The organism is Streptomyces sp. TG1A-8 (assembly GCF_030499535.1).
In the GTDB taxonomy this organism is placed as follows: Bacteria; Actinomycetota; Actinomycetes; order Streptomycetales; family Streptomycetaceae; genus Streptomyces.
Genome location: NZ_JASTLB010000001.1, coordinates 5,963,113 through 5,988,038, shown reverse-complemented (window position 1 = coordinate 5,988,038; position 24,926 = coordinate 5,963,113). Strand labels below are relative to the sequence as shown.

At 74.2% G+C, this 24,926-nt stretch carries 25 protein-coding genes and 3 pseudogenes; 12 read left to right on the top strand and 16 right to left on the bottom strand.

Annotation, left to right across the window (positions count from 1 at the left end; all coding sequences use genetic code 11):
- Nucleotides 1-14: 14 nt before the first annotated feature.
- Complete coding sequence (locus tag QQY24_RS26465; protein ID WP_301975216.1) at nucleotides 15-1,706, top strand: DUF885 domain-containing protein; 1,692 nt, start codon at nucleotides 15-17, stop codon at nucleotides 1,704-1,706.
- A gap of 58 nt (nucleotides 1,707-1,764) precedes the next feature.
- On the opposite strand, the gene QQY24_RS26460 is transcribed toward QQY24_RS26465, so the two are convergent.
- The 5 genes from QQY24_RS26460 to QQY24_RS26440 form a co-directional block, all read right to left on the bottom strand.
- Nucleotides 1,765-2,280 carry an immunity 21 family protein gene (locus QQY24_RS26460; protein ID WP_301975215.1) on the bottom strand — a complete coding sequence of 172 codons (516 nt, stop codon included), beginning with the start codon at nucleotides 2,278-2,280 and terminating at the stop codon, nucleotides 1,765-1,767.
- 192 nt (nucleotides 2,281-2,472) lie between these two features.
- Nucleotides 2,473-5,463 carry an SMC family ATPase gene (locus QQY24_RS26455; protein ID WP_301975214.1) on the bottom strand — a complete coding sequence of 997 codons (2,991 nt, stop codon included), beginning with the start codon at nucleotides 5,461-5,463 and terminating at the stop codon, nucleotides 2,473-2,475.
- Nucleotides 5,460-6,623, bottom strand: coding sequence for an exonuclease SbcCD subunit D (locus tag QQY24_RS26450; RefSeq protein WP_301975213.1), 1,164 nt, complete (start codon nucleotides 6,621-6,623; stop codon nucleotides 5,460-5,462). The genes QQY24_RS26455 and QQY24_RS26450 overlap by 4 nt, the downstream gene beginning before the upstream one ends.
- 251 nt (nucleotides 6,624-6,874) lie before the next feature.
- A complete protein-coding gene (locus tag QQY24_RS26445) occupies nucleotides 6,875-7,501 on the bottom strand; it encodes a YigZ family protein (protein ID WP_301975212.1) in 627 nt (208 codons plus the stop codon).
- 47 nt (nucleotides 7,502-7,548) lie between these two features.
- Nucleotides 7,549-8,400, bottom strand: a complete 852-nt coding sequence (locus tag QQY24_RS26440) for a hypothetical protein (RefSeq protein WP_301975211.1) — start codon at nucleotides 8,398-8,400, stop codon at nucleotides 7,549-7,551.
- Between the two features lie 144 nt (nucleotides 8,401-8,544).
- On the opposite strand from QQY24_RS26440, the gene QQY24_RS26435 reads away from it, so the two are divergent.
- From QQY24_RS26435 to QQY24_RS26420, 4 genes and pseudogenes are all read left to right on the top strand, one after another.
- Nucleotides 8,545-8,952: a CoA-binding protein gene (locus QQY24_RS26435; protein ID WP_301975210.1), complete on the top strand. Its 408-nt coding sequence runs from the start codon at nucleotides 8,545-8,547 to the stop codon at nucleotides 8,950-8,952.
- Nucleotides 8,953-9,153: 201 nt separating this feature from the next.
- Nucleotides 9,154-10,791 carry an APC family permease gene (locus QQY24_RS26430; protein WP_301975209.1) on the top strand — a complete coding sequence of 546 codons (1,638 nt, stop codon included), beginning with the start codon at nucleotides 9,154-9,156 and terminating at the stop codon, nucleotides 10,789-10,791.
- 102 nt (nucleotides 10,792-10,893) lie between these two features.
- Nucleotides 10,894-12,117: a 4-hydroxybenzoate 3-monooxygenase gene (locus tag QQY24_RS26425; protein WP_301975208.1), complete on the top strand. Its 1,224-nt coding sequence runs from the start codon at nucleotides 10,894-10,896 to the stop codon at nucleotides 12,115-12,117.
- Between the two features lie 72 nt (nucleotides 12,118-12,189).
- Nucleotides 12,190-12,576: pseudogene (locus QQY24_RS26420) on the top strand (cation transporter dimerization domain-containing protein); the annotation flags it as partial.
- Between the two features lie 70 nt (nucleotides 12,577-12,646).
- Here QQY24_RS26420 and QQY24_RS26415 read toward each other — a convergent pair.
- The 3 genes from QQY24_RS26415 to QQY24_RS26400 form a co-directional block, all read right to left on the bottom strand.
- Complete coding sequence (locus QQY24_RS26415) at nucleotides 12,647-12,793, bottom strand: hypothetical protein (RefSeq protein ID WP_301976430.1); 147 nt, start codon at nucleotides 12,791-12,793, stop codon at nucleotides 12,647-12,649.
- Nucleotides 12,794-12,811: 18 nt separating this feature from the next.
- A complete protein-coding gene (locus tag QQY24_RS26410; RefSeq protein ID WP_301975207.1) occupies nucleotides 12,812-13,384 on the bottom strand; it encodes a helix-turn-helix domain-containing protein in 573 nt (190 codons plus the stop codon).
- Between the two features lie 503 nt (nucleotides 13,385-13,887).
- A complete protein-coding gene (locus QQY24_RS26400) occupies nucleotides 13,888-14,652 on the bottom strand; it encodes an acyltransferase (RefSeq protein ID WP_301975206.1) in 765 nt (254 codons plus the stop codon).
- Between the two features lie 109 nt (nucleotides 14,653-14,761).
- On the opposite strand from QQY24_RS26400, the gene QQY24_RS26395 reads away from it, so the two are divergent.
- Nucleotides 14,762-15,343 carry a gamma carbonic anhydrase family protein gene (locus tag QQY24_RS26395; protein WP_301975205.1) on the top strand — a complete coding sequence of 194 codons (582 nt, stop codon included), beginning with the start codon at nucleotides 14,762-14,764 and terminating at the stop codon, nucleotides 15,341-15,343.
- On the opposite strand, the gene QQY24_RS26390 is transcribed toward QQY24_RS26395, so the two are convergent.
- Both QQY24_RS26390 and QQY24_RS26385 read right to left on the bottom strand, forming a co-directional pair.
- Nucleotides 15,298-15,942, bottom strand: coding sequence for a DedA family protein (locus tag QQY24_RS26390; protein WP_301975204.1), 645 nt, complete (start codon nucleotides 15,940-15,942; stop codon nucleotides 15,298-15,300). The two genes, QQY24_RS26395 and QQY24_RS26390, sit on opposite strands and share 46 nt — an antisense overlap.
- A 233-nt stretch (nucleotides 15,943-16,175) precedes the next feature.
- Nucleotides 16,176-16,628 carry a DUF4442 domain-containing protein gene (locus QQY24_RS26385; protein WP_301975203.1) on the bottom strand — a complete coding sequence of 151 codons (453 nt, stop codon included), beginning with the start codon at nucleotides 16,626-16,628 and terminating at the stop codon, nucleotides 16,176-16,178.
- Between the two features lie 145 nt (nucleotides 16,629-16,773).
- Between QQY24_RS26385 and QQY24_RS26380 the strand changes: the two genes are divergently transcribed.
- Nucleotides 16,774-17,793: a hypothetical protein gene (locus tag QQY24_RS26380; RefSeq protein WP_301975202.1), complete on the top strand. Its 1,020-nt coding sequence runs from the start codon at nucleotides 16,774-16,776 to the stop codon at nucleotides 17,791-17,793.
- A 37-nt stretch (nucleotides 17,794-17,830) separates the two neighbouring features.
- On the opposite strand, the gene QQY24_RS26375 is transcribed toward QQY24_RS26380, so the two are convergent.
- Nucleotides 17,831-18,676: a spermidine synthase gene (locus QQY24_RS26375; RefSeq protein ID WP_301975201.1), complete on the bottom strand. Its 846-nt coding sequence runs from the start codon at nucleotides 18,674-18,676 to the stop codon at nucleotides 17,831-17,833.
- Between the two features lie 395 nt (nucleotides 18,677-19,071).
- Here QQY24_RS26375 and QQY24_RS26370 point away from each other — a divergent pair, with 395 nt between their 5' ends.
- From QQY24_RS26370 to QQY24_RS26365, 3 genes and pseudogenes are all read left to right on the top strand, one after another.
- Nucleotides 19,072-19,857: a TVP38/TMEM64 family protein gene (locus tag QQY24_RS26370; protein ID WP_301975200.1), complete on the top strand. Its 786-nt coding sequence runs from the start codon at nucleotides 19,072-19,074 to the stop codon at nucleotides 19,855-19,857.
- 356 nt (nucleotides 19,858-20,213) lie between these two features.
- Nucleotides 20,214-20,525 (top strand): annotated as a pseudogene (locus tag QQY24_RS34835) (DUF4158 domain-containing protein); the annotation flags it as partial.
- A 65-nt stretch (nucleotides 20,526-20,590) separates the two neighbouring features.
- Nucleotides 20,591-20,752 carry a hypothetical protein gene (locus tag QQY24_RS26365; protein ID WP_301976429.1) on the top strand — a complete coding sequence of 54 codons (162 nt, stop codon included), beginning with the start codon at nucleotides 20,591-20,593 and terminating at the stop codon, nucleotides 20,750-20,752.
- Here QQY24_RS26365 and QQY24_RS26360 read toward each other — a convergent pair.
- The 4 genes from QQY24_RS26360 to QQY24_RS26345 form a co-directional block, all read right to left on the bottom strand.
- Nucleotides 20,677-21,051, bottom strand: a complete 375-nt coding sequence (locus tag QQY24_RS26360; RefSeq protein WP_301975199.1) for an SDR family NAD(P)-dependent oxidoreductase — start codon at nucleotides 21,049-21,051, stop codon at nucleotides 20,677-20,679. The two genes, QQY24_RS26365 and QQY24_RS26360, sit on opposite strands and share 76 nt — an antisense overlap.
- Nucleotides 21,051-21,326, bottom strand: a complete 276-nt coding sequence (locus QQY24_RS26355; RefSeq protein WP_301975198.1) for a hypothetical protein — start codon at nucleotides 21,324-21,326, stop codon at nucleotides 21,051-21,053. The genes QQY24_RS26360 and QQY24_RS26355 overlap by 1 nt, the downstream gene beginning before the upstream one ends.
- A 175-nt stretch (nucleotides 21,327-21,501) precedes the next feature.
- Nucleotides 21,502-21,888, bottom strand: a complete 387-nt coding sequence (locus QQY24_RS26350) for a Tn3 family transposase (RefSeq protein ID WP_301975197.1) — start codon at nucleotides 21,886-21,888, stop codon at nucleotides 21,502-21,504.
- Between the two features lie 253 nt (nucleotides 21,889-22,141).
- Entirely contained in the window at nucleotides 22,142-23,095 is a 954-nt protein-coding gene (locus QQY24_RS26345; protein ID WP_062010513.1) for an aldo/keto reductase, read from the bottom strand.
- A 229-nt stretch (nucleotides 23,096-23,324) separates the two neighbouring features.
- Between QQY24_RS26345 and QQY24_RS26340 the strand changes: the two are divergent.
- Nucleotides 23,325-23,699 (top strand): annotated as a pseudogene (locus tag QQY24_RS26340) (transposase); the annotation flags it as partial.
- Nucleotides 23,700-23,904: 205 nt separating this feature from the next.
- Nucleotides 23,905-24,084, top strand: a complete 180-nt coding sequence (locus QQY24_RS26335; protein ID WP_301975196.1) for a hypothetical protein — start codon at nucleotides 23,905-23,907, stop codon at nucleotides 24,082-24,084.
- Nucleotides 24,085-24,099: 15 nt separating this feature from the next.
- Here QQY24_RS26335 and QQY24_RS26330 read toward each other — a convergent pair whose 3' ends face one another.
- Nucleotides 24,100-24,711 (bottom strand): DUF4291 domain-containing protein, encoded by a 612-nt coding sequence (locus QQY24_RS26330; RefSeq protein ID WP_301975195.1) that lies wholly within the window; start codon nucleotides 24,709-24,711, stop codon nucleotides 24,100-24,102.
- Between the last annotated feature and the right edge of the window lie 215 nt (nucleotides 24,712-24,926).

The following is a 24,926-nucleotide window of genomic DNA, read 5'->3' as shown; positions in this document are numbered from 1 at the left end:
TGAGGATGGGCGGCATGCCTGACATCAAGAGCCTGCTGCCCCGTCAGGTCGCCGACGCCTACGTCGACGACCTCATCGCCCTCGACCCGGTCACCGGTACCTACCTGGGTGTGAAGGAGAGTTCCAGCAGGCTGCCCGACTACTCGCCGGCGGGCCAGGAGGCGCTGGCGGAGCTGGCGCGGACCACCCTCGCGAGGCTGGACGAGGCCGAGCGGCAGCCGGGCGCGGACAGTGACGTGGAGCGGCGCTGCGGACGGCTGCTGCGGGAACGGCTGACCGCCGGACTGGCGATGCACGAGGCCGACGAGCACCTGCGCGCGGTCGGCAACATGCACACGCCGGGCCATTCCGTGCGGGACATCTTCACGGTGACGCCCACGGCGACGGACGAGGACTGGGCGGCGGTCGCCGAGCGGCTGCGCGCGGTGCCGGCCGCGCTCGCGGGCTACCGGGAGTCGCTGGCGCTCGGCCTGCAGCGCGGGCTGTACGCGGCGCCGCGGCCGACCGCCACCTTCGTCGAGCAGCTCACCGAGTGGTCGGACATGGACGGTTCGGGCCGCGGCTGGTACGAGGACTTCGCCGCGGCCGGTCCGGACGCGCTGCGCGCGGAGCTGGACGAGGCGGCCCGGGCGGCGACCGGTGCCGTCGCGGAACTGCGGGACTGGATGCGGGAGACGTACGCGCCGGCCGTCGAGGGCGCGCCGGACACGGCGGGCCACGAGCGGTACGCGCGCTGGGCCCGCTACTTCAACGGCACCGACCTCGACCTGGACGAGGCGTACGCCTACGGCTGGTCGGAGTTCCACCGGCTGCTCGGCGAGATGCGGCAGGAGGCGGAGAGGGTCCTGCCCGGCGCCGCGACGCCCTGGGCGGCTCTCGCCCACCTGGACGAGCACGGCCGGCACGTCGAGGGCGTCGACGAGGTCCGCGCCTGGCTGCAGGGCCTGATGGACAGGGCCGTCGAGGACCTGGACGGCACGCACTTCGAACTCGCCGAGCGGGTGCGGAGGGTGGAGGCGCACATCGCCCCTCCGGGCGGCGCCGCGGCCCCCTACTACACGGCTCCCTCGGAGGACTTCTCCCGTCCCGGCCGGACCTGGCTGCCGACCATGGGCCTGACCCGGTTCCCGGTGTACGACCTGGTGTCGACCTGGTACCACGAGGGCGTGCCGGGCCACCACCTCCAGCTCGCCCAGTGGGCGCACGTCGCCCAGGACCTGTCCCGCTACCAGGCCACGGTGGGTGTGGTCAGCGCCAACGCGGAGGGCTGGGCACTGTACGCGGAGCGCCTGATGGACGAACTGGGCTACCTCGCGGACCCGGAGGAGCGGCTCGGCTACCTGGACGCGCAGATGATGCGCGCGATCCGGGTGATCATCGACATCGGCATGCACCTGGAGCTGGAGATCCCGGCGGACTCGCCCTTCCACCCGGGCGAGCGCTGGACGCCGGAGCTGGCGCAGGAGTTCTTCGGCACGCACAGCAGCCGGCCGGCGGACTTCGTGGAGAGCGAGCTGACCCGCTACCTGACCATGCCGGGCCAGGCCATCGGCTACAAGCTGGGCGAGCGGGCGTGGCTGCGGGGCCGGGACCTCGCGCGCGAGCGCCACGGGGCCGGCTTCGACCTGAAGTCCTGGCACATGGCGGCGCTGTCGCAGGGTTCCCTGGGCCTGGACGACCTGGTGGACGAGTTGTCGCGGCTGTGAGCCGGTGGCGGGCGGCTTCCCCGGCCCGGCGGGGCCGGGCCGGGGAAGCCGCCCGCCGTCAGTGCGCGAGCCGCCTGAGCTGTACGAGCCCCACCCAGGTCTCCGGGCCCGGCTGGGCGTAGGCGGCCCGGACCGCGTAGGTGCCCGCCGTCAGGGGGACGCGCAGGTGCTCCCGCCTGCCCGCCGCTCCGCCCGGCCAGGCCGAGTCGAACAGCAGCACCGGGCCGGGCACCTGCCAGCGGATCTCCTGTTCCCACACGGCGGCGTCGAGCGCGGCGGGCACCCCGGCCAGCAGGTCGCCCTCGCAGTGGGCGGCGGACCAGCGCACGAAGGCGGCCTGGTCGGGCAGGTAGGAGGTGGAGGCCGGTTCGTCGCCCAGGACCAGGGCCGCGCTGTCGCCGACCGGGAGCAGGCCGACGTACCCGTCGACCTCGCACGCGCGGTCGTAGTCGGTGTCCAGCTCCTCGCTGTCGGCGCCCGCCCAGAACGGCAGGACCGTCTCCGGAACCGCTATCAGGGGGCCGCCGCCCGATTCCACCCATTCCAGCGCGCCTGGATCCGCGTATCGAACCATGGGCAGAACCTACACGCACGGCATCCGGTGTTCGACAACTACCCGCCCTTCCAAGGGCTGTTGGCCCCGATCACCGGGATTCCACCGGCACACGGACGGCAGTTTCCCCGGCAGCGCGGCAGCCGCCCGTCCCGGGTCCCCGGCGGAGACGGGACGGGCGTGAGGGGGCCGCGCCGCGGCGGCGCGGCCCCCTCACGCGCCCCGCTGCCGCAGCGAGGACCCCGACCTGCCCTTGACGACCTCCAGCTGGGCGTGGACGCGGCGGCGCAGGTCGGCGACGTGACTGACGATGCCGACGCTGCGGTCGCGTTCGCGCAGCGAGTCGAGGACGTCCAGGACCTCGTCCAGGGTCTGGTTGTCGAGGCTGCCGAAGCCCTCGTCGATGAAGAGCGTGTCGAGGCGGACGCCGCCGGCCTCGTCCGTGACGACGTCGGCGAGGCCCAGGGCGAGCGCGAGGGAGGCGAAGAAGGTCTCGCCGCCGGACAGGGTGGACGTGTCCCGTTCCCGGCCGGTCCATGCGTCCACGACGTGCAGCCCGAGCCCGCTGCGGCCGCGCCCGGTGCGGTCGTCGGAGTGGACGAGGGTGTACCGGCCGGAGGACATCCGCTGCAGCCGCACGCTCGCGGCGGCGGCGACCTGCTCCAGCCGGGCCGCCAGCACGTACGCCTCCAGCCGCATCCTGCGCTCGTTGTCGGCGGAGGTGCCCGCGGTGAGGGCGGCCAGGCGGGCCACCCGGTCGTACTCCTCACGCAGGGGGGCGAGCCGGCGCACGCCCTGGGCGGCGCGGGCGGAGAGCCGGTCCAGTTCGGCGCAGCAGCGGGCGGCGGCGTCGCGCGCGGAGGCGGCCTCGCGCAGCCGCCGTTCCGCCTCGGCCGCGGTGCGCTCCGCGGCGGCGGGGTCGGCGGGCGGCTGCTGCGCGGCGGCCGCGGTGCCGGCCTCGGCGAGGACGGCGCGGACGGCGGCCTCCTCGGCCTGCCAGGCGTCCAGGCGGCGCTGCAGCTCGCGGCGGTCGGCGTCGTCCAGGAGGGCGTCGGCCGCGGCCCGCGGGGTGTCGAACCCGGCGCGGTAGGCGGCGTCTGCCAGCCGGGCGTCGGCGTCCTTCAGCAGCCGGGCCGCGTCCCCGGCGGCGCGCACGGCGTCGGCGGCGTCGCCGAACAGGGCGGCGTCCCGCTCCAGCTGGGCGGCGCGGGCGGCCACACTGCCGGCGGTCCCGCGCGCCTCGGCCAGCTCCGCCTCCAGACCCGCCTGTTCGCGCTCCAGGGTGTCGCGCCGGGCGAGCCGGGAGGCGGCCCGGACGGCGGCCTGCTGGCGGTCGGCGAGGCGCCGTTCGCGCTCCTGCTCGGCGTGGCGCAGCTCCTCGTGGGCGGCGTGCAGGGCGGAGGCGTCGCGGCGGGCGCGCGTGTGCTCCCGCTCCAGTTCGTCGTGCTCGGCGGCGAGCCGGGCGGTGGGGGCGTCGCCGGCCTCGGCGGTGGCGGCGGCCAGGGCCTCGCGCAGGGCGCCGAGACGGCGTTCGTCCTCGGTGTGCCGCTCGTCGGCCCGCCGGGCGGCGTCGAGGGCCTCCTCCTCGGCTTCCCGGCCGACGTGTCCGGCGACCCTGCGGGCCGGGGCGGGGTGTTCGGTGGCGCCGCAGACGGCGCAGGGCTCGCCGTCGCTGAGGTGGGCGGCCAGTTCGGCGGCGATGCCGCTCAGGCGCTGTTCCTTGAGGTCGAGCCAGTGGGCGCGGGCGACCACGGCGCGCTGTCCGGAGGCGAGGGCCCGGTGCCGTGCCTCCTCGATGCCGGCGGCCAGCTCGTCCCGGGTGCGGGCCGCGTCGAGGCGGCGGCGCGCCGGCTCGCGCTGGACGGCGAGCTGTTCGGCGCGGGCGGCGGCCTCCTGGGCGGACTCGACGCGGGCCCGCAGGGCCGTGCGCGTGGCGTCCCAGTCGGCGAGCCAGGCGTCGGCCTCCCGCAGCGCGTCCTCGTCGGCGCGCTCCTGCCGGTCGAGGCCGGCCCGCTCCTGCACCAGTTCGGCGAGCCGCCGCTCGGCCCGCCGGGCCGAGGCCAGGCCGCCCAGTTCCTCGGCGGCCCGCCGGGCGGCCGCCGCGAGGCCGGCCGCGCCGGCGCCGGCGAAGGACTGCGGCAGCAGCGCACGCGCGCGCGCCTCGGCCCCGGCGGCCCGGCGGTGGGCTTCCTCGGCGTCGGCGCGCAGCTCCAGTGCGGGCGCCACGGCCTCGGCACTGCGGCCGCGCTCCATGCGCTCCCGGGCCGCGCGGTGGGCGGCGGCCCGCTCCCGGAGGTGCTCGGCGCGCTGCCGTGCCTCGGTGAACCGGGCCTGCAGCCGTGCGAGTTCGCGTACCTCGTCCAGGGCGCGCCGGGCGGCGGCGCGGTGGGACTCGGCCGCGGCGAGGCGGCAGTGGGCGACGGCGAGGCGCTCGCGGGCGGTGCTGCGGGCGATGGCGGCGGCGGCGAGGACGGCCTCGGCGAGGCCGGGCTCGCCGGGGGCCGTCCCGGGCAGCTCCATGGCGTCGCCGGCCGCCTGCTGCATGCGGTGCGCGTCGGCGAGGAGCGCGGCGTCGCCCTCGCGCACCCGGGCCTCGGTGGTGCGCCGGCGCTCGGCGAGCCGCTTCTCCACGTCGGCGAAGCGCTGGGTGTCGAAGAGGCGGCCCAGCAGGCGGCCCCGGGCCTCGGCGTCGGCGCGCAGGAAGCGGGCGAAGTCGCCCTGGGGCAGCAGGACGACCTGGCAGAACTGTTCGCGGCTCATGCCGAGCAGCTGGGTGATCTCCTCGCCGACCTCCTGGTGGGAGCGGCTGAGGTCCTTCCATGCGCGGGCCGCGGCGTCGTACTCGCGCAGCCAGGTCTGGGCCTTGTCGAGGGTCGTGCCGGTACCCCGCTTCTTGGGGCGTTCCCACGGCGGTTGCCGGGTGACCTCCAGCCGGCGCCCGGCGACGGTCAGTTCGAGGCGGACCTCGGTGCGGGTGCCCGGTGCGGCGTGGTCGCTGCGCAGGGCGCCGCCCTGGCCGCTCTGCCGGGCGCCGGGCACCGAGCCGTACAGGGCGTAGCAGACGGCGTCCAGGACGGAGGTCTTGCCGGCGCCGGTGGGGCCGTGCAGCAGGAACAGGCCGGCGGCGGACAGCGCGTCGAAGCCGACGGTCTGGCGGCCCCCGAAGGGGCCGAAGGCGGTGACGTCGAGCCGGTGCAGCCTCACCGCGCCATCTCCCGCACGGCGCCGTCGGCGCGCACGGCGTCGAACGCCTCGCGCAGCACGGCCGCCTCGTGCGCGTCGGGTCCGGCGCCGCGCACGTGGGCGACGAAGTCCTGGGCGATCTGCTGGTCGCTGCGGCCTGCGAGCCGCCGGGCGTAGGACACCTCGGGGTCGTCGGGGGCCCGCTCGGGGGCGAAGACGAGGCTGAGCGTGTGCGGGAAGCGCTCGCCGAGCCGGGCCATCGGGTCGGCGGGGCGGACCGCGTCGGTGAGGGTGGCCTCGATCCAGGCGTCCTCGTGACGGGTCAGGGCCGGGTCGGCGAGGAGGTCGTCCAGGGTGCCGCGGATGCGGGCCAGCGGGCGCGGCACCGGGCAGTCGAGGCGCTCGGCGGTGACGGAGCCGTCGGCGCCCAGGTCGACCAGCCACATGCTCTTGCGGTGGTCGGCCTCGGAGAAGGAGTAGGCGAGCGGGGAGCCCGAGTAGCGGACGCGCTCGGTGAGGGTCTGGCAGCCGTGCAGGTGCCCGAGCGCCACGTAGTCGACGCCGTCGAACACCCCGGCCGGGACGGCGGCCACTCCGCCGACGGTGATGTCCCGCTCGCTGTCGCTGACCCGGCCGCCGGTGACGAAGGCGTGGGCGAGGACGACGGAGCGCGTGCCCGGCGCACGCGTGGCCAGGTCGGCGCGGACGCGGTCCATGGCGGCGGCGAGCACGCTTTCGTGGCCGGCCCTGTCCACCGCGAACTCGTCCTTCACCAGGGCTGGTTCGAGGTACGGCAGGCCGTAGAAGGCGACGTCCCCGTGGGCGTCGGCGAGGATCACGGGGGTGCCGACGGCGGACGGTTCCGTGCGCAGGTGGATGCCCGCGCGGTCCAGGAGCCCGGCTCCGACGCCGAGGCGGCGGGCCGAATCGTGGTTGCCGGAGATCATCACCGTGGGGACGCCGAGGGCGGCGAGGCGGTGGAGGGCGTCGTCGAACAGCTCGACCGCGGCGAGCGGGGGCACCGCGCGGTCGTACACGTCCCCGGACACGGCCACCGCGTCCACCGCGTGCTCGCGCGCGGTGGTGACGAGGTGGCCGATGAACTCGGACTGGGCCCCGAGCATGTTCACCCGGTGGAAGGCCCGGCCGAGATGCCAGTCGGACGTGTGCAGGAGTCTCATGATCCCCGAGACTAACGGCCGGGTCCGACATCACGGACGGTCGTCCCTATGACCGCCCCGTCTCCCGCCTGAACAACCGTCACCTTTCGCCGGATCCGTTCACGACGGGCCGGAGCCGCGGGTCCCGGGCCCGGTGACGCTGATCGGCACGGCACCGGGACGCGTGCCGATCCTGTTCCCGACGGCCTCCCGGAGCGGTGGCTCCCCCGCTGCCGCCGCCCGGCCGGCGCCACGCGTGTGCCCCGGACCGCTCACGCGTCCCCGTAGGCCTCTCCGCCCGGTTCGAAGCCCGCCGTGCCGGCCGTCACGTCGGCCAGCCAGGCGCGGAAGGCGTCCACGTCGGCGTCCGGCAGGCCGATCTCGATGGTGACGGCCTCGCCGTAGCGCACGTCCCGCACCTGGCGTCCGGCGGCCCTGAGGTCGTTCTGCACCTTGCCCGCGCGCCGGTGGTCGACGGTCACGGTGGCGAGCCGGAAGCGGCGCCGGGTGAGCGTGCCGAGCGCGTCCAGTGCCTCGCCGACGGCACCCCCGTAGGCGCGGATGAGCCCGCCCGCACCGAGTTTGACGCCGCCGTAGTAGCGGGTGACGACGGCGACGACGTACCGCATGTCGCGGCGCAGCAGCGTCTGCAGCATGGGGGCGCCGGCGGTGCCGCCCGGTTCGCCGTCGTCGCCGGCCTTCTGCACCCGGGCGTCGGCGCCGATGACGTACGCCCAGCAGTTGTGGGTGGCGTCGGCGTGCTCCTTGCGGACGGAGGCGATGAAGTCCTGGGCCTCCTGCTCGGTGGCGGCCGGGGCGAGGGCGCACAGGAAGCGGGAGCGGTTGACCTCGGTCCCGTGCACGCCCGCGCGGGCCACCGTCCGGTACTCGTCCTGCATCCCGTCAGCCTATGCGAGCGGGCGGACCCGGTCGTGCCGCCGCCCGGTCAGGCGGGGCCGCCGAGGTCGCGGGCGAGGTCGAGGGCCAGCAGGCGGTCGGCGTACGCGTACGTCTCGAACCGGGCGCCGTCGGGCAGCTCCGGGTCCTGCGCCACGTCACGCAGCACGTCCAGCACGCCGGGCAGGTCGAGGTCGTCCTCCCAGGCGGCCCGCAGCCGCGCCCGGACCCGGTCGGGCACCGGGCGCGAGGGCCGCCGGGCCCATCCGGCGACGGCGAGCCGCCAGTGCCCGAGGTCCGCCGCGGCCCCGTCCAGCCGCGCGCCGTCCACCCGCACCGGGGCGCCGCGCGGGACGGACAGCAGGGCGAGGCGCAGGGCGGAGGGGTCGGCGAGGAGAGCGGTGAGCGGGGTGTCGGGGGGGTTCCCGGGCCCGGCACCCGGAGCAGATGCCGCGCGCGCCGCCGGGAGCTCCCCCTCCTCCGGCGCCCCGCCCGGCCCCCAGTCGCCGCGCGCCCCCTCCGGGGCGCCCGCCGCCGGGGCGACCGCCACCACCGGACCGCCGCCGGGCACGTCCGCCGCGTCCGCCGCGTCCGCGGCGACCACGTGGACCACCTGCGCCGCCCCCGGCCCGGAGGCCGGGTCGTGGTCGTCCTCGAAGGGGCGGATGCCCAGGGCGGTGGCGGCCGTGCGCAGCTCCGCGTGCCGGCCGGGTGCGACGAGCGCCGTCCAGACGGGGGTGCCGTCGAGCTCCAGCGCGCGGACCAGGAGGTCGGCGGTGAGCAGGACGCGCAGGGTCGTCGGGCCGAGGCCGCAGGCGTGGACGGCGACGCGGGTCAGGCCGCGGCGGGCGGGGGCGGCGGTGACGGGTTCGCCGGTTCGGGCGTCGAGGATGCGCAGCACGGGGCGAGCGTAGGCGCGCGGGCGGCGGCGAGCGGGTACCTCGCGCCGATTCCGGCCGCCGTGGCGGGGTACCGGGCGGGAATCCGCGTCCGGTGGGTGCTGTTGCCCCGGACGACATTCCCCGCGCAGCCCGAGGAGGCGGCCGTGTACGGCGACGAAGCGACGATCCGCAGGATCCTGACCGAGCTGGGTGACACCTGGGCCGTGGTCGGCCTGTCCTCGAACCGGGGGCGGGCCGCGTACGGGGTGGCGCAGGTGCTGCAGCGGTTCGGCAAGCGGATCGTGCCGGTGCACCCCAGGGCGGAGACGGTGCACGGCGAGCGCGGCTACGCCTCCCTCGCGGACGTCCCCTTCGACGTGGACGTGGTCGACGTCTTCGTCAACCGCGAGCTGGCCGGCGCGGTCGCCGACGAGGCGGTGGCCAAGGGCGCGAAGGCGGTCTGGTTCCAGCTGGACGTCGTGGACGGGGACGCGTACGAACGGACGCGGGCGGCGGGTCTGGAGATGGTCATGGACCGCTGCCCGGCGATCGAGATCCCCCTCCTGCGTTAGCCTGTCTGGGATTCTTCCTACAGTTGACGGTTGAATATTGACATTCGGGCAGACGTCTGACCTGTGCGAAGGCTGCACCCAAGCCACACAGGATCCTCGGTCAAGACTTGGCAACCACTCTTTTGCCCGTGCGGAGGGCGTCCCTAATCTGTGGCCTCATGCGTCGTTAAACCTGTGTTCACGATCTGAGAGGCCACTTACATGGTGAAAGTCGACCATGCTGTGCCGGTAGCCGTGGCGGACTCCGGCGGTCTGCGCCGGGACGTGGGGCTGATCGGCCTGATGTGGGCCTCCGTGGGCTCCATCATCGGGTCCGGCTGGCTCTTCGGCGCCGAGAAGGCGGTCGTCGTGGCCGGCCCCGCGGCGATCATCTCGTGGGTGATCGGCGCGGTGGCCATCGTGCTGCTGGCACTGGTGCACGCCGAACTTGGTGGCATGTTCCCGGTCGCGGGCGGCACGGCCCGCTACCCGCACTACGCGTTCGGCGGCCTGGCCGGCATGTCGTTCGGCTGGTTCTCCTGGCTCCAGGCGGCGACCGTGGCGCCGATCGAGGTCGAGGCCATGATCGGTTACGCCAAGCACTGGCACTGGGCCGACGGCCTGCAGCACGCCGACGGCACGCTCAGCACCAGCGGCTTCGTCACAGCCGTCGTCCTCATGGCCGTCTTCGTCGCGGTCAACTTCTTCGGCGTCCGCGCCCTGGCGCACACCAACAGCGCCGCCACGTGGTGGAAGATCGCCGTCCCGCTCGCGGCGATCTTCATCATCGCGATCGGCAACTTCCACCCCGGCAACTTCACCTCCGAGGGCTTCGCCCCGTTCGGCGCCAAGGGCGTCCTCGGCGCGATCAGCTCCAGCGGCATCATCTTCGCGCTGCTCGGCTTCGAGCAGGCGATCCAGCTGGCGGGCGAGAGCCGCGACCCCCAGCGGGACCTGCCGCGCGCGACCCTCGGCTCGGTCGCGATCGGCGCGGTGATCTACATCCTGCTCCAGGTCGTGTTCATCGCCGCGCTGCCGCACTCCGCCTTCGCGCACGGCTGGGCCAAGCTGGACTTCCCCGGCATCAGCGGCCCCTGGGCGGGTCTGGCGACGGTGGTGGGCCTGGGCTGGCTGAGCATGGTGCTGTACATCGACGCGATCATCTCCCCCGGCGGCACCGGCCTGATCTACACCACCGCCACGTCCCGCGTCTCCTTCGGCCTGGCGAAGAACGGCTACGCGCCGAAGCTGTTCGCCCGCACGGACGGGCGCGGTGTGCCGTGGTTCGGCCTCGTCGTTTCGTTCGTCACCGGCGTGATCTGCTTCCTGCCGTTCCCGAGCTGGCAGGAACTGGTCGGCTTCATCACCTCGGCGAGCGTGCTGATGTACGCGGGCGCCCCACTGGCCTACGGCGTCTTCTCCGACCGGCTGCCGCACCACGAACGCCCGTACCGGCTGCCCGGCGGAAAGGTCATCTCGCCGGTGTCGTTCGTGGTCGCCAACCTGATCATCTACTGGGCCGGCTGGGACACCCTGTGGCGGCTGGGCTTCGCGATCCTGCTCGGCTACGTGCTGCTGGGCTCCTACGCCTGGTACGCGATCCGCAAGGGCCTGCCCGACGCGCCCCGGCTGGACTTCAGGGCGGCGCAGTGGTTGCCCGGCTACCTGGTGGGCATGGGCCTGATCTCCTGGCAGGGCGGCTTCGGCGGCCAGGGCCACATCGGACTGTGGTGGGACATCCTGGTCGTGGCCGCCTTCTCCGTCGCCGTCTACTACTGGGCCAGGGCCACCGCGTCGCGGCCCGAGGCGATCGAGCAGAGCATCGAGGAGGTCGTGGTCACGGACGCTCCGGCGCGCTGACCGCACCCGGGGCCCGCCGCCAGGGCCCGCCCCGCAGGACCCTTGTCCCGTCGGTCGCGGCGGCAGCCGCCGCGACCGACGGGACGCCGTCATAATGCGGGAATGATCTTCCCCTCCTCCCCGCCCGGCTCCGCGACCGGGGAACGCCGTACGGTCGTCGTCGTGGGCGCCGGGCCCGCCGGTCTCACCGTCGGCAACATCCTGCGCGACGCCTCGGTCGACTGCGTGGTCCTGGAGGCCGGGAGCAGGCGGTTCATCGAGACCCGGCCCCGGGCCGGCGTCATCGAGGAGTGGGCGGTGCGCGCGCTCCGGCGGCGGGGGCTCGCCGGGAACCTGCCGGCCGCGGCCCAGGTGCACGACGCCTGCGAGTTCCGCTTCGGCGGCGAGCGGCACCGGTTCGCGTACGGCGACCTGACGGACCACCGCCACCACGTCTACCCGCAGCCGCTGCTGGTCACGGACCTCGTGCGGGAGTACGCCGACGTGCGCGGCGGCGACATCCGCTTCGGCGTGCGCGACGTACGACTGCACGACCTGGACACGGACCGGCCGGCGGTGTCGTACCTCTGCCCGCGGACGGGCGAACGCCGTGTGCTGCACTGCGCGTTCGTCGCCGGGTGCGACGGGGCGCGCGGGGTGACGCGGGACGCGATGCCGGCGGACCGGACGCGGATCGTGCGGCGGGACGACGGCATCGGCTGGCTGGCGCTGCTCGCCGAGGCGCCGCCCTCCTCCGACTGCGTGCTGTTCGGCATCCATCCGCGCGGTTTCGCCGGGCACATGCCGCGCGGTCCCGGGGTCACCCGCTACTACCTGCAGTGCCCGCCCGGCGACGACCCGGCCAACTGGCCGCACGACCGGGTCTGGGACGAGTTGCGCACCCGGCTCGGCGCGGCCGGGGCACCGGCTCCGACGGAGGGCCGGCTGATCGAGAAGCGGGTGCTGGACATGCACCACTACGTGGTCGAACCCCTGGACGCCGGACGCCTGTTGCTGGCCGGGGACGCCGGACACCTCACGGCGCCGATCGCGGCGAAGGGCATGAACCTCGCCCTGCACGACGCTTTCCTGCTGGGTGACGCGCTCGTCGCGTACGTCACCCGGGGCGACGGCAGCGGTCTGGACGGCTACTCGCAGGCGTGCCTGCGACGGGTGTGGGACTACCAGGAGTTCTCGCAGTGGCTGTCGGACATCTACCACGGTGTCGCGTCCGGCGATCCGTTCCGGGCCGCCACCACCCTGGCCCGCCTGCGCCGCCTGTTCACCTCGCCCACCGCGGCGGCGGCCTTCGCCGAGCAGTACCTGGGCTCCGCCACCTCGTTCTGAGCGCCCGGCGGTGCGCGGGGGTGCCGCGCGCTCAATCCCGCGCCGGGCCGGCCCCCTCGGCGAGGCGGTCCGGCCGATCCGCTGGTGGGACTGGTGATCACCGCGGCCATCGCGCTGGCCCTGCGGGACGCGGCACGGGAGGTGTTCCGGCGAGTGCTGGACGCCGTCGACCCGGCGCTGGTGGACCGGGCCGGGGCGGCGGTGCGGGGCGTCCCGGGGGTGCACGGCGTGGGCGAACTGCGGCTGCGGTGGATCGGGCACCGGCCGGGGGCGGAGGTGGCGGTCGTGGTGGACGGCGGGGCGACCGTGCGGCGGGCGCACGCGATCGCCGTCGAGGCCGAGCACGCCCTGCTGCACGCCGTGCCGAGGCTCACGGCCGCCCTGGTGCACGCCGATCCGGCGCCGGTGCCGGGCGGGCCGGACCCGTACCTGCCGCTCGCCCACCACCTGCCGGCCTGAGCGCCGGCACGGACCGCGTCCGGATTCCTCGGGCCCCTCGGGCGACGGCCCCGGTCCAGGGCGCCCGGCCTCAGGCCGTGCCCAGGCCGTCCAGCACCACCGCGCCGGGCAGCTCGGCGAACGCCTTGCCGGGAACGAGCAGCTTGCCGCGGCGCCGTCCGCTGCCGACGAGCACGTACGGCAGGTCGACCACGGCCGCGTCCACCAGCAGTGGCAACAGCCCGTCCGGCGGCGCTCAGCGCACGGGCGGCACCGAGACGGCCATGACCATCTCCACCGGGACCTCGCCCTCGTTGCCGTACGCGTGCGGGGTGTCGGCCTCGAAGGTGGCGCTCGCGCCCGCCGGGACGGTGTGCCGCGCCCCGTCCACGGTGAGGGTCAGCTCGCCCCTGGTGACGTGGACGAGTTCGGCCGTGCCGGCCGGGTGCGGATCGGACGGGCTGTGCTCGCCGGGCATCAGGCACCAGTCCCACATCTCCAGCGGCCCCGGAGCCTCGGTGCCGGCCAGGAGCCGGTTGTAGCTGCCCGCCTCGGTGTGCCACAGCCGCACGGCCCGCTCGGCGGGGACGACACGGACCGCGGGGCCGCGTTCGTAGTCGAGCAGTGTGGTGATGCTGACGCCGAGGGCGTCGCCGATCTTCACGACCGTGCCGATGCTGGGGTTGGTGCGGGCCTGCTCGATCTGGATGAGCATGCCGCGGCTGACTCCCGCGCGGGCGGCCAGCGCCTCCAGGGTGAAGCCGCGCTCGGTGCGCCAGCGTTTCACGTTGCGCGCCAGGGACCGGGTCAGCAGGTCGAGATCCGACACATCACCTCCAGGGGGCCGCTGTTCCGGCCGACGGCGTTCAGCTCACTCGACCACGGTGTGGTGTACCTCGTCGTTCACCGCACTGTACTGCGAGGTGGCCCGTGACAGCACGTCTCGCGCCGGCCACCGGTCTCCTGCGGGGCCGGCCACTTCGGCGGCGGGCCGCTGACGCGTCGGGGGCCCGCGCCGGCGGTGCCCGCGCCGGCCACGGAGGTGCCGGCCGGCGCCACCGGGCTGTTCCTCCCGCCGTTCGCGCAGCGGGCGACGAGGTCGCGGCCGGCGGCGCGGCGCTGTACGCCCCGGTCCGGCGCGGTGGCCCCGCCCTGCCGGAGGGCGGCCCTGCCCGGGCCTGGCTGCCGGCCCCGGGCCTCGCCGGTCCGGCGGACGCGGCGGCGAACGGCGCCCGCGCGGTGGCCGCCCGCAACGGCCCGGTCACCGTGGTGACGGCGCCGGCCGCGCGGGGCTTCCTCGGCGCCCGGCCCCGCTCCGCGCGCCGCTCCCGGTCAGCCGTCGGCGTCGAGGCGGGCCAGGTGTTCGGCCGCTTCCTCGTCGAGACCGGCCAGCGCGCGCAGCTGGCCGGGGGTGACGCCCTCCGGCAACGGCACCGGCGCGGGGGTCCGCAGCGGCGGCTGCCAGCCGTCGCCGGGCGTCCAGCGCCGTACGACCCGGGCGGGCGCCCCCGCCACCACGGCGTGGTCGGGGACCGTGCCCCGCACCACCGCGCCGGCCGCGACGACCACGTTCCGGCCGATCCGCGCTCCCGGCAGGATCACCGCGCCGGTGCCGATCCAGCAGCCCGGGCCGATCTCCACCGGCTCCATGCGCGGCCACTGCCTGCCGATGGGCTCGTGGGGGTCGTCGTAGGAGTGGTTGGTGGAGGTGACGTAGACGTACGGGCCGAAGTAGCAGTCGCTGCCGATGGTGACCGAGGTGTCGGCGATGACGTGGCTGCCGCGGCCGAGGACGACGCCGTCGCCGATGCACAGGATCGGGTCGGGGCCGAGGTCCAGGTCCGGCATCAGCCCGGCGGTGAGGGTGACCCGCTCGCCGATGATGCAGTGGGCGCCGAGGCGGATCCAGGGCTCGCCGAAGACCGTGCCGAGCGGGAAGGCCAGGCGCGTGCCCGTACCCATCGCGCCGAAGCGGAAGTGCGCCGGGTGCTCGGCCGTGACCGATCCGGTGCGCTGCGCCCACGCCCAGACCGCGTGGACGGCGCGCTGGGCCGCGCGGCGTCGCCGGGACGAGAACGTGTTCTTGCGCTTGGGCACCCGGCAAAGGTACTCAGCGGGCCCCCGCGGCGAGAGGGCGGAACGCTGTGATCTTCACCCCACCGGATGACATACCGTGCGGGGGACGACGACACGCGAGGAGACGGTGATGACGCACAAGGCGCTGATCGTGGGCATCGGCGGCAAGGAGCCCGAGGTCGACCCGGAGGCGTTCGTGGCGCCCACGGCTTCGGTGATCGGCGACGTGAGGCTGCACGCGGGGGCGAGCGTCTGGTACGGGGCCGTGGTGCGCGGCGACGTCGAGCGGATCACCGTGGGCGCGCGGGCGAACGTGCAGGACAACGTCACGCTGCACGCCGACCCCGGGTTCCCGGTGACCGTCGGGGAGCGGGTGTCCATCGGGCACAACGCGGTGGTGCACGGGGCGACCGTGGAGGACGACTGCCTGATCGGGATGGGGGCGACCGTGCTCAACGGCGCCGTGATCGGGGCGGGCTCGCTCGTCGCCGCCCAGGCGCTGGTGCCGCAGGGGATGGTGGTCCCGCCTGGGTCACTGGTGGCGGGCGTGCCGGCCAGGGTGAAGCGGGAGCTGTCGCAGGAGGAGAAGGAGGGCGTCACCCTCAACGGCACCCTGTACGCGGAACTGGCGAGGACGCACCGGGACGTGCACGAGGGGCGGCGGGCTCAGTCCCCGGCGCCCACGGGCTCCGCCTCCCGCTCCACCGGCTGAGCGTTCCTCGCCCTGCGCCTGAGGACCAGCACGGAGGACAGCCCGATCAGGACCGCCGCCGCCAGGCCCAGGTAGGAGAACCGCTTCAGCCAGCCCTCGGCGACGATGCCGACGTAGTAGACGACGGCCGTGGTGCCGCCCGCCCAGCAGACGCCGCCGAGGACGTTGGCGATGAGGAACTTCCAGTACGGCATGTGGAGCACCCCCGCGAGGGGGCCGGCGAAGATGCGCAGGAGGGCGACGAAGCGGCCGAAGAAGACGGCCCACATGCCCCACTTCTCGAAGGAGCGCTCGGCGGCGGCGACGTGGCCCTCGCCGAAGTGCCGCGGGAACCTCCCGCCCAGCCAGGCCAGGAGCGGACGTCCGCCCTTGCGGCCGATCGCGTAGCCGATGGAGTCGCCGATCACGGCGCCGGCGGTCGCGCACAGGCCGAGGACGACCGGGTTGACGCCGGAGTGCTGCGAGGACATGAGCGCGGCCGAGACCAGGACGATCTCGCCCGGCAGCGGGATGCCCAGGCTCTCCAGACCGATCACCAGGGCCACCAGGGCGTAGACGGCGGCCGCGGGCACCGTGTCGAGCCATTCCTGGACGTGCACCGCCGGTTCCTCCCGTGTCGTTGCCTGGCTTCCCGGGCCGCGCCCGTGCGGCGCGTCCCATGGGAAGGCTACCTGGTCGGCACCCGCAGGCGGCTCGCGCACGCGTGCCCGGCGGCACGTCCCACCCCCGCCCCTCCCGTTTCGGGTGCCCGCCGTCACACGGGAGGGAAGGCTCCGCAGCGGTCCCGCCCCCGCCCGCCTCCAGTCGATCAGCGGGTTGACCGTTCAGCCGTTCAGCCGTTCAGCCGCAGGGTCCACACCACCGTCATCTCGCCCGTGACGGCGCCGTCCTCGCGCCGGATGGCGATCGCGACCGGGAATTCCGGCCGCCGGCCCGCGTCCAGCTCCGCGACGACCTCGGCGGCCGGCCGGCCCAGGGTCGCGGTGGCCGTCACCGGCCCCATGGCCAGCTTCTTGTAGTCGATCCCGGCCCGCACGGCGAGCGGGACCGCGCGCGAGAGCTGGTCGCCGAAGGCGGCGAGGACGATGGCGCCGCTGGCCGACTCGGCCAGGGTGAACATGGCGCCGGCGTGCGGGCCGCCGATGTGGTTGTGGTAGTCCGGCTGGTCCGGGAGCCGGAGCACGGCACGCTCCGGGGTGACCTCGACGAACTCCAGGTTCAGGGTGCGCACCATGGGAACCGTGGCGGCCAGCATGTCGCCCATCGAGGCGCTGTCAACAGTCATGGACTTGATGTTACCGACGAGTAGCAAGACTGGCCACCCCCGCGGGCACCGGATGCCCCGGGGCCGCCCGGACCGGCGATCCGGTACGTCCCCGACAGCAGGAGGTGACCCGGCCGTGTCCCGCGGCGCACTAGGGTGGTGCGCCATGTGGCCAGGAGAGCAGCCGCCCGGGGGCGCGCAGAACCCGCAGAACAACCCGTACCAGCAGCCGGGCTACCAGCAGCCGAATCCGTACCAGCAGCCGGGCTACCAGCAGTACCCGCAGCAGGGCGGGACCCCTCCGTACGGGCAGCAGCCGCAGTGGGGGGCGCCCGGGCCGGCGGGCACGCCCCAGCCGCCGCGGGGCGGGGGCGGCGGCCGGACGAAGGCCGTCGCGATCGTCGCCGCGGCGGCCGTCGTGGTCGCCGCGGGCGTCACCGGCTACCTGGTGCTGGGCGGCTCCGGGGACGACGAGGCCGGCGGCGGCGAGAACCAGCCCGGGACGAGCCAGTCGCCGACGGCGCAGCCGACCGCGACCTCGTCCACCGCGAACGACAACCCGCGCGGCGGCGCCGCCGAGAAGCCGACCGTCGCGGGCTGGAAGGTCGTCGTCAACCCCAAGTTCGGCACGGCGTTCGACGTCCCGGCCGACTGGGAGGTGCAGTCCCCGGACGTCTCCATCTTCATGGAGGACGACCAGTCCGACGACAACAAGCTGCTGACCTCCGTGTCGGCGCCCGCCGAGTACAGGTCGAAGTGGTGCACGACCGACTCCGACAAGAACGGCACGACCGAGGACACCGCGCTGGCCGTGGCCGGCACCCGGGGCGAGAACGGCGCGAAGAGCCCCGCGGACGCCGCGGTCAAGCGCGTGCCGTGGTACGTGTACGGCGGTTACACCCAGCCCGACAAGAAGAGCATCACCTTCGACAAGAAGGCCACGCCGTACAAGACCGCGTCGGGCGTCGAGGGCGCCTACGCCTGGGCCCGCTCCACCGGCACCCCGCAGAAGGGCAAGTGCGCGAGCGACGGCAAGGCCGTCTCGTTCGCGTTCAGGAACTCGGCCGACGACATCGTGTCGTTCGACTTCTACGGCGCCAAGGGAGTGAGCGGCGAGGTCGGCACCGAGACGATCATGAAGATCCTCAGCACGGTACGGCTGCACGGCGACCCGACGGGGAGCTGACCGGCTGGGAGGCGGCGGTCCGCCGCCTCCCAGCCGGTCAGCCGATGCCGAACGCCCCGCCGGGGGGCTCGGGCGACGGTACGGCGTCGCGGTCGTCGACCGGCCGGGCGGAGCCGGTGAGGTCCCGCAGCGCCGTCCCGTGCTCGACGCGGGCCGGGAAGGCGTCGGCGGCGGCGCGGCGGGCCAGGGCGGCCGTGTCGAGCGGCCGGTGCGCGGCCACGAGGACCGCGTTGCCGAACCGGCGGCCGCGCAGCACGGCCGGCTCGGCGATCAGCACCAGTTCCTCGAACACGGCCGCGAAGGTGGCGAGTTGGGAGCGCAGGAAGCCGAACGGCGCCGCGTCGGCCAGGTTGGCCAGATAGACCCCGTCGGGGCGCAGCACCCGCTCGGCCTCGCGGGCGTAGCCGAGCGAGGTGAGGTGGGCGGGGACCCGGGAGCCTCCGAACACGTCGGCGACCAGCACGTCGGCGCAGTCGTCCGGGGCGGTCTCCAGCCAGGCCCGGGCGTCGGCGGCGTGCAGCGCGACACCCGAGCCCGCCGGCAACGGCAGGTGCTCGGCGACCAGTTCCAGCAGGGCGCGGTCGGCCTCGACGACCTCCTGCCGGGAACCGGGCCGGGTCGCGGCGAGGTAGCGGGGCAGGGTCAGCGCTCCCCCGCCCAGGTGCACCGCGTCCAGCGGCTTGCCGGGCCCGGCGACCGTGTCCAGCACGTGTCCCAGCCGCCGGGCGTATTCGAACTCCAGGTGGGCGGGGTCGTCCAGGTCGACGTAGGACTGCGGCGCCCCGTCGACCGTCAGCAGCCAGGCCCGCTCCCTGTCGACGTCGGGCATCAGCTTGGCGGTGCCGTGGTCGACGGTCCGGGTCACGGGTATGGCTTCGTTCACCCCTCCATTGTGCGGCGCGTGTCCGGACCGGCCGCCGCCCCGGGGACCCCCGGGCCACGGAGGTGACCGTGCCGGTCCCCACGGTCCGCCCGCCCCCGCGGGCGGCGGACCCGGGCCCCGCCGCCGGCCCTCACGCCCCGGCCCGACGGGCGCCCCGCCGTCCCGCCGGGCCGGGCGACCCCCGCGCGGCGCCGGTGACCACGTTCCCGGCGCGGTCGGTGCGGCCCCGGGGCGTCCGTGAGGCGGAGGCCGCGAGAGGGGGAAGGCGTGCCGGGACATGACGCAGATCATGGCCGCCGCGTTGTCGCACGTCGGATGGTTCCCCGCGGTGCGCGGCGCGGCAAGGGGCGCCCTCCGCACGGCGATCACACCTGCTCGTCGGTTAATGTCACGGAATGCTCGATGCCCACAACCGCTCTGGGGGCACCGCCACGGCCTCTCCCCGGGCCACCGCCACGGAACTCGCCGTCCCCGCGCCCGTTCCCGTCCCGTCCCTGCCGCGCGCGGGGCTGGCCACCCGCTGCACGCGGGCGCTGCTGTCGCCGTACGCGCGGCTGTCCCTGCTGCTCGCGCTGCTCGCGGGAGCGGCGGCCGGTGTGCTGCTGTTCGAACCGCAGCGGCTCCTCACCCACGGCTGGCCACCGCAGCTCGGCGGCGCGGCGGCGGCGCTGGCGTTCGCGGTGGCCTACGGCCTGTGCACGGTGGCCTTCGTGCCGCGTCCGCTGCTGAACCTGGCGGCGGGTGCCCTGTTCGGCTCCCAGCTGGGTCTGGCGGTGGCGCTGGCGGGCACGGTGCTGGGAGCCGGGGTGGCCTTCGGGCTCGGCCGGCTGCTGGGCCAGGAGGCGCTGCGCCCGCTGCTGCGCGGCCGCTGGCTGAAGGCGGCGGACGGGCAGCTCAGCCGGCACGGATTCCGTTCGATGCTGGCGGCCCGGCTGTTCCCGGGCGTGCCGTTCTGGGCGGCGAACTACTGCGCCGCCGTCTCCCGCATGGGCTGGCTGCCGTTCCTGCTGGCCACCGCGGTCGGCTCGATCCCCAACACCGCCGCCTACGCCGTCGCCGGCGCCCGCGCCTCCGCCCCGACCTCCCCGGCCTTCCTGGTCGCGATGGCCTGCATCGCCCTGCCGGCGCTGGCGGGCACGGCGGTGGCCTGGCGCAAGCGCCACCACCTGCGCGGCCGGTGAACCGTCAGTGAGCGGGCGGCGGTGGGTGCGCCCCTTCCGGCGCCCACGCCCCCGTGCCGGCGGGCGGGGTCCGCGCCGCCCCACGGTGGGCGAACCCGTCCGCGGCCGGCACGCCACGAGGCCCCGGCGACCCGCCCGCGGGCACCCGGACACTCCTTCCCGCCGGCCGTCGTCGGCCGTGCCGGCCTCCTGGGTGGGCGGAGGAGATACGTGTAAAAGCCGCCACTTCATGGCAGAGCGTGATGTTCGAATACGGTGAGTGTGTCTACACTCCGTGATCGGGCCCTGGCCCCGCTACCGGGACCGCCGCTGTTCATGGTGGCCGCTGTCGGTCGGTCGGGCGCGGGGCGGTTAGTGTGGCGTCGCTGGAGCGGACGGCGTATCCGAGGTTCAAGAGGTTGATCTCGGAACGGGGGTTGCGGGAGTTCTTCACGCCGTCGGCGGAGGACGTGGCGTGGGCAGGTGAGCGTACGCATGACCGCCCGGACCGGGCCTTGGCGCTGCTGGTGATGCTGAAGTCCGCAGTGCGGCTGGGCCGTGTCCCCAAGATTGGGGGGATACCCGAGGTGGTCGTGGCTCCCGTGTGCGATCAGGCGGGGCTCGCTGCGGGGACGGTGCCAGAGGCGGATTCCGAGCGGAGCGAGGAGCGCCGTCGTTCCGTCAAGTTCCTCAACCTGATGGCCAACAGCATCATCTTCTCCACCACCGTCGACATGACCGACACACTGCGCAGATGGCTGCCCAGGGCCGGGAGGCGAACCCCGAGGACATCGCCGCGCTCAGCCCGCACCGCAGAGACAACGTGCTCCGCTTCGGCGACTACGACACCGCCACCCTCCACATCCCGCCCGGCCCGTACGACAGCGCGCTTCGCCTTCCCGCGGATGGCCTCTGACAGGAGCGGCCGTGATGGGCGGCCAACGTCGCTCGGTTCGGAGCTCCGAACCGAGCGACCGTCGAAGCCGTGACCCGGCCGATGTCGTCCGCATTCGAACAGTCGGCGGCCAGCCCCAGGACCTTGTTCTCTCCGTGCCTGCGAGAAAGTTCTTCAGCGGCCGCGGCGGCCTTCTCCGCACGTCGTCCGAGGATCGTCACGAAGGCGCCTTCGTTGAGCAATCGATCGGCGATCGCGAAGCCCAACCCGTCGCTTCCGCCGCCGACGATGGCTACCTTGTCTGTCAGTCCAAGGTCCATCAGTTGACTCCGATCGAGGTCAGGAACGACTCAGCATTTCCGTGGAAGACGTCGTCGAGGACGTCTGGCGCGAAGCCCTGCTCCTGCCATTCCTGGACCAACTCGTCATGGCTGAGCATCGGGTAGTCGGCGGCGAAGAACACCTTCTTGCGGAGCCGTTTGCCGATCTCGCGCTTGAGCTCCGAAGGCCTGTGCCGACGGGTGCGGCTGCTCCGCCCCGCCCCGGGATTCCCGCGGTGCGGCGGACACCAGTTCGACCACCGGGACGGCTCCATGTCGTGCACCCTCGGCCTGGGCTGCCCCGGGGCCGCGCTCCCGCACCGCGGATGGTGCGACTGCACCGGAGGCTAAGGGTGCCCCGCCTGCTCGGGCCGTATCGCCTGGGTCTGCGGAAGCCGACCCGGGGCGGCCGGGCCCGGGAGCCGGGGCACAGCGTCGTGCGCCCGGGTATCACCCCTGGGCGGCGGTCGCCTCCCCCTGCGGGGTGCGCGGGCCGGGCACCGCCGCCCGGACGGACAGGTCCAGATCGAGACGGCTGTCCATGTCCAGCTCGAACCGGCCGTACGGGTTCACATGGGTCCAGAACAGCGGCGACAGGGGCCGCCGGTCCGCGTCGGTGAGCTCGTCCGCCCACTTCGGATCGGCCAGGACCTCCTGCACCGGCAGCGTGTTGACGTGCACCAGCGCGGACTGGAGCAGGTGCAGCGCGAACATGCCGACCTCCTGGGACTCCTTGTCCGCACCGGCCAGGTCGCCGTCCTTGCCGTAGAAGAGATCCTTGTTCGCGGAGTTCCGGTTCTCCACCACCTGCAACCCCTCGTGGACCTCCTGGCGCATCTCGACGTCGGCCAGATAGTCGCAGACGGGCGAACCCGACGATGGAGGCGCCGTGCGTGTCGGTGTACTGCCGGTCGACGACCATGCCGGTGCAGTGCCGCAGCACGCCCTCGATCATCGAGGCGACCTCGGAGGCCGAACAGGAGCTGAGGCACAGGTCTCCCAAGTGATCACAGAGCGTCGCAACTCCATGATCACCAGGACCTGTGCCCGGTCTGCGACCGGGGCCCCTAACCCCCGACCGCGCCCCCGGTCAGGACGAGGCGGTCGTCAAAGTCTGCAGCTCGGTGTCCGACAGATGCAGGTCCTGCGCGGCGAAGAGCGCCGGCAGCTGCTCGACGGTGCGTGCGGAGGCGATCAGCGCGGTCACGGTCGGCTGCTGCGCGAGCCAGGCCAGCGCCACAGTGGCCATCTCTACCCCCCGCGCCGTCGCGATCTGCTCCAACGCGTCGAGCACCTTCACGCCGCGTTCAGTGTCCGCGTAGCCACCGGCGAGTCCGGGAACGTTGCGCACGTTCTCGATACTCTTCCCGGGACGGTACTTGCCGGTGAGGAAGCCGGAGGCCAGTGCGAAGTACGGAACGCAGGCCAGCCCTTCGCGCTGCACGACCTCCCGCCGCGCACCCTCGTAGGTATCGCGTGAGACGAGGTTGTACTGCGGCTGCAGAGCCACGTAGCGGGCCAGCCCTTCGCGATCGGAGAAGGCCAGCGATGCAGACAGCCGTTCGGGGCTGATGTTGGAGGTCGCGATGGCACGCACCTTGCCGGCCTTTACGAGATCGTCGAGAGCCGTGATGATCTCGTCCACGGGGATGGACTCGTCCCGGTCGAAATGGGTGTAGTAGAGATCGATGTGGTCGGTACGCAGTCGCCGCAGGGACTCCTCGGCAGCGGCCTTGATGTTGGCAGGCGCAAGGCCCATGTACTCCGGGTGGTCACCAACCTTGGTGGCGACGACCACGTCGTCGCGGTTGCGGCGGGCGGCGAGCCAGTCGCCGATGATGCTCTCGGACTGTCCCGGCTCGTTGCCAGCGAAGTAATTCATATACGAGTCGGAGGTGTCGATGAAATTGCCGCCGGCGGCGAGGTAGGCGTCGAGCACTGCAAACGACTGGGTCTTGTCGGCGGTCCAGCCGAAGACGTTGCCTCCCAGGCAGAGGGGGGAAACGAGGAGGTCGGACGAGCCGAGGGTGCGAAGTTTAGTCACGTCAAGACCAACGTGCGCTCGGTTTCCTATAGTTCCCCCCTGTCCGTGTCTCCACTTTCTGCGCGCCTACTTCAGCGGGCGGCTGAGGGGTACAGCGATGGGTCCCCGAGAAGCCGTGGACCGCACGGTTCCCGGCGCGCACGGACTTCCCGCGTTCCTGCAAAGCCGCTGCCAGCATGACCTACGAAGATCCTGTCGCTGGTCACGGGGCTGATGTGAGTCGTTCCGCCACGACTCTCCGCTGCTTGCTCCCACGCTGGACCGCCTGGACGACCTCGGCCCGTTGCCCGATGACATCACCGTGCACTTGGACGCTGGTTACGACTCGGACAAGACCCGCGCTCTGCTTGAAGAGCGCGGCTTCCACGGCCGCATCGCGCACAAAGGTAAGAACGCACCAATCCAGGCCAGTCGGCGTTGGCACGTGGAACGCACCCACGCCTGGCAGAACGCCTTCTACCGGCTCGCCCGCTGCTACGAGCGGCGAGTCACCGTCATCGACGCCTTCTTCGATCTCACCGACACGATCATCACCGTGCGTAGCCTGAGCCGGCAGGCGTGGGCGACCCACCGCTGGAACGAACGCCCGAACCGCCGACCGTGAACCCACGCCTACCTGCGCGGCCTCTAAGAGAAGCGTCCTCTTCTCGGTCATCACTCCGCGTGTTCACCAGCCGAGAAATGTGCCCCAACAACAGGCCCCTGGGTGTTCGAGGCCGAGGACCCGGCCGGCGACGGTGACCAAGCCCATACGTTCTGCGTAGCCGCGCGGTAGCGCAGTGTCAGTGCCTGCCCCTAGGCTTGTCCGCATGTCCCCCGAAGTCATGTCCCCTGGTTCCGTGCGGTCTGCTGCCGAGGTGAACGAGCAGATCCGGGCGTTGTGGCTGCGTGCGGGTGGCACCTTGTCGCCCCCGGAGCGCGCCGAGTACGAGTTGTTGGTGGTCGAGTGGGCGGAGGCGATCCGCGAGCGGGGCATCGAGGCCGCCTGAGCCGGAGCGCGGCGCCTACGGCCGCGGGTGCGCCAGCACCTCGTCGGCCACCGGGTACGGCCGCTCGGCGGGGAGCAGCGCCGCCGCCCGCTCCGGCTCTCCGGCCCGCACCAGGCCGTGGATCCGCGTGGCGAGCGGGGTCACGTCCTCGATACCGACGATCCACTCGTCGGCGTACCGGGCGGCCGCCTCGCCCGCCAGGCCGAGCTGCAGCGACCGGTGCGGCAGCGGGTCGAGGCGCAGGTCCCGCTCCGGGTCCCACTGCACGCGGGCCGGGGCCCGCCGCAGCTCCCGCCGCCAGGCGGCCTCGTCCTGGTGCAGGCCCGGCACGTAGTGCGACAGGCAGGAGTGCCGCAGGGCCCACTCGAAGCCGGCCCGGTCGATCTCGACGGCGAGGACGGTCTCCTGGCCCTCCTTGGTGCCCCAGCCGCAGCGGTACATCATCCACAGGAAGGACGGCTTGATCCAGGTCATCCTCTCCCGCTTCCAGGAGGACGGGAAGCGGCCGGTGCGGGCCGCCGGGCCGCCGATCCCCGGGCGGTAGGCCTGGTAGACGGTGACCGTGGACTCCGTGTGGCGGGCGCGGACGCGGAACTTCGGTTCGGGTTCGACTGGACGTTCGTTCACCCGGACAGGTTGCGCCACGCGTCACACGCTGCACCACCGGATATCGGCACGTCGGCCCGGTCCCCGGCCCGGTGCGCCCGGCACCGGGCCGGGGGCGCGGCGTGCGGAGCCGGTGCCGGGGGCCGGGGACCGGGTCGCCGGCCGGTTCTCCCCCGGCGGGACCCGGCCGTCTGTCGAGGATCGCCTCCGGCACGCACACTGGGGTCAGCCCTGGG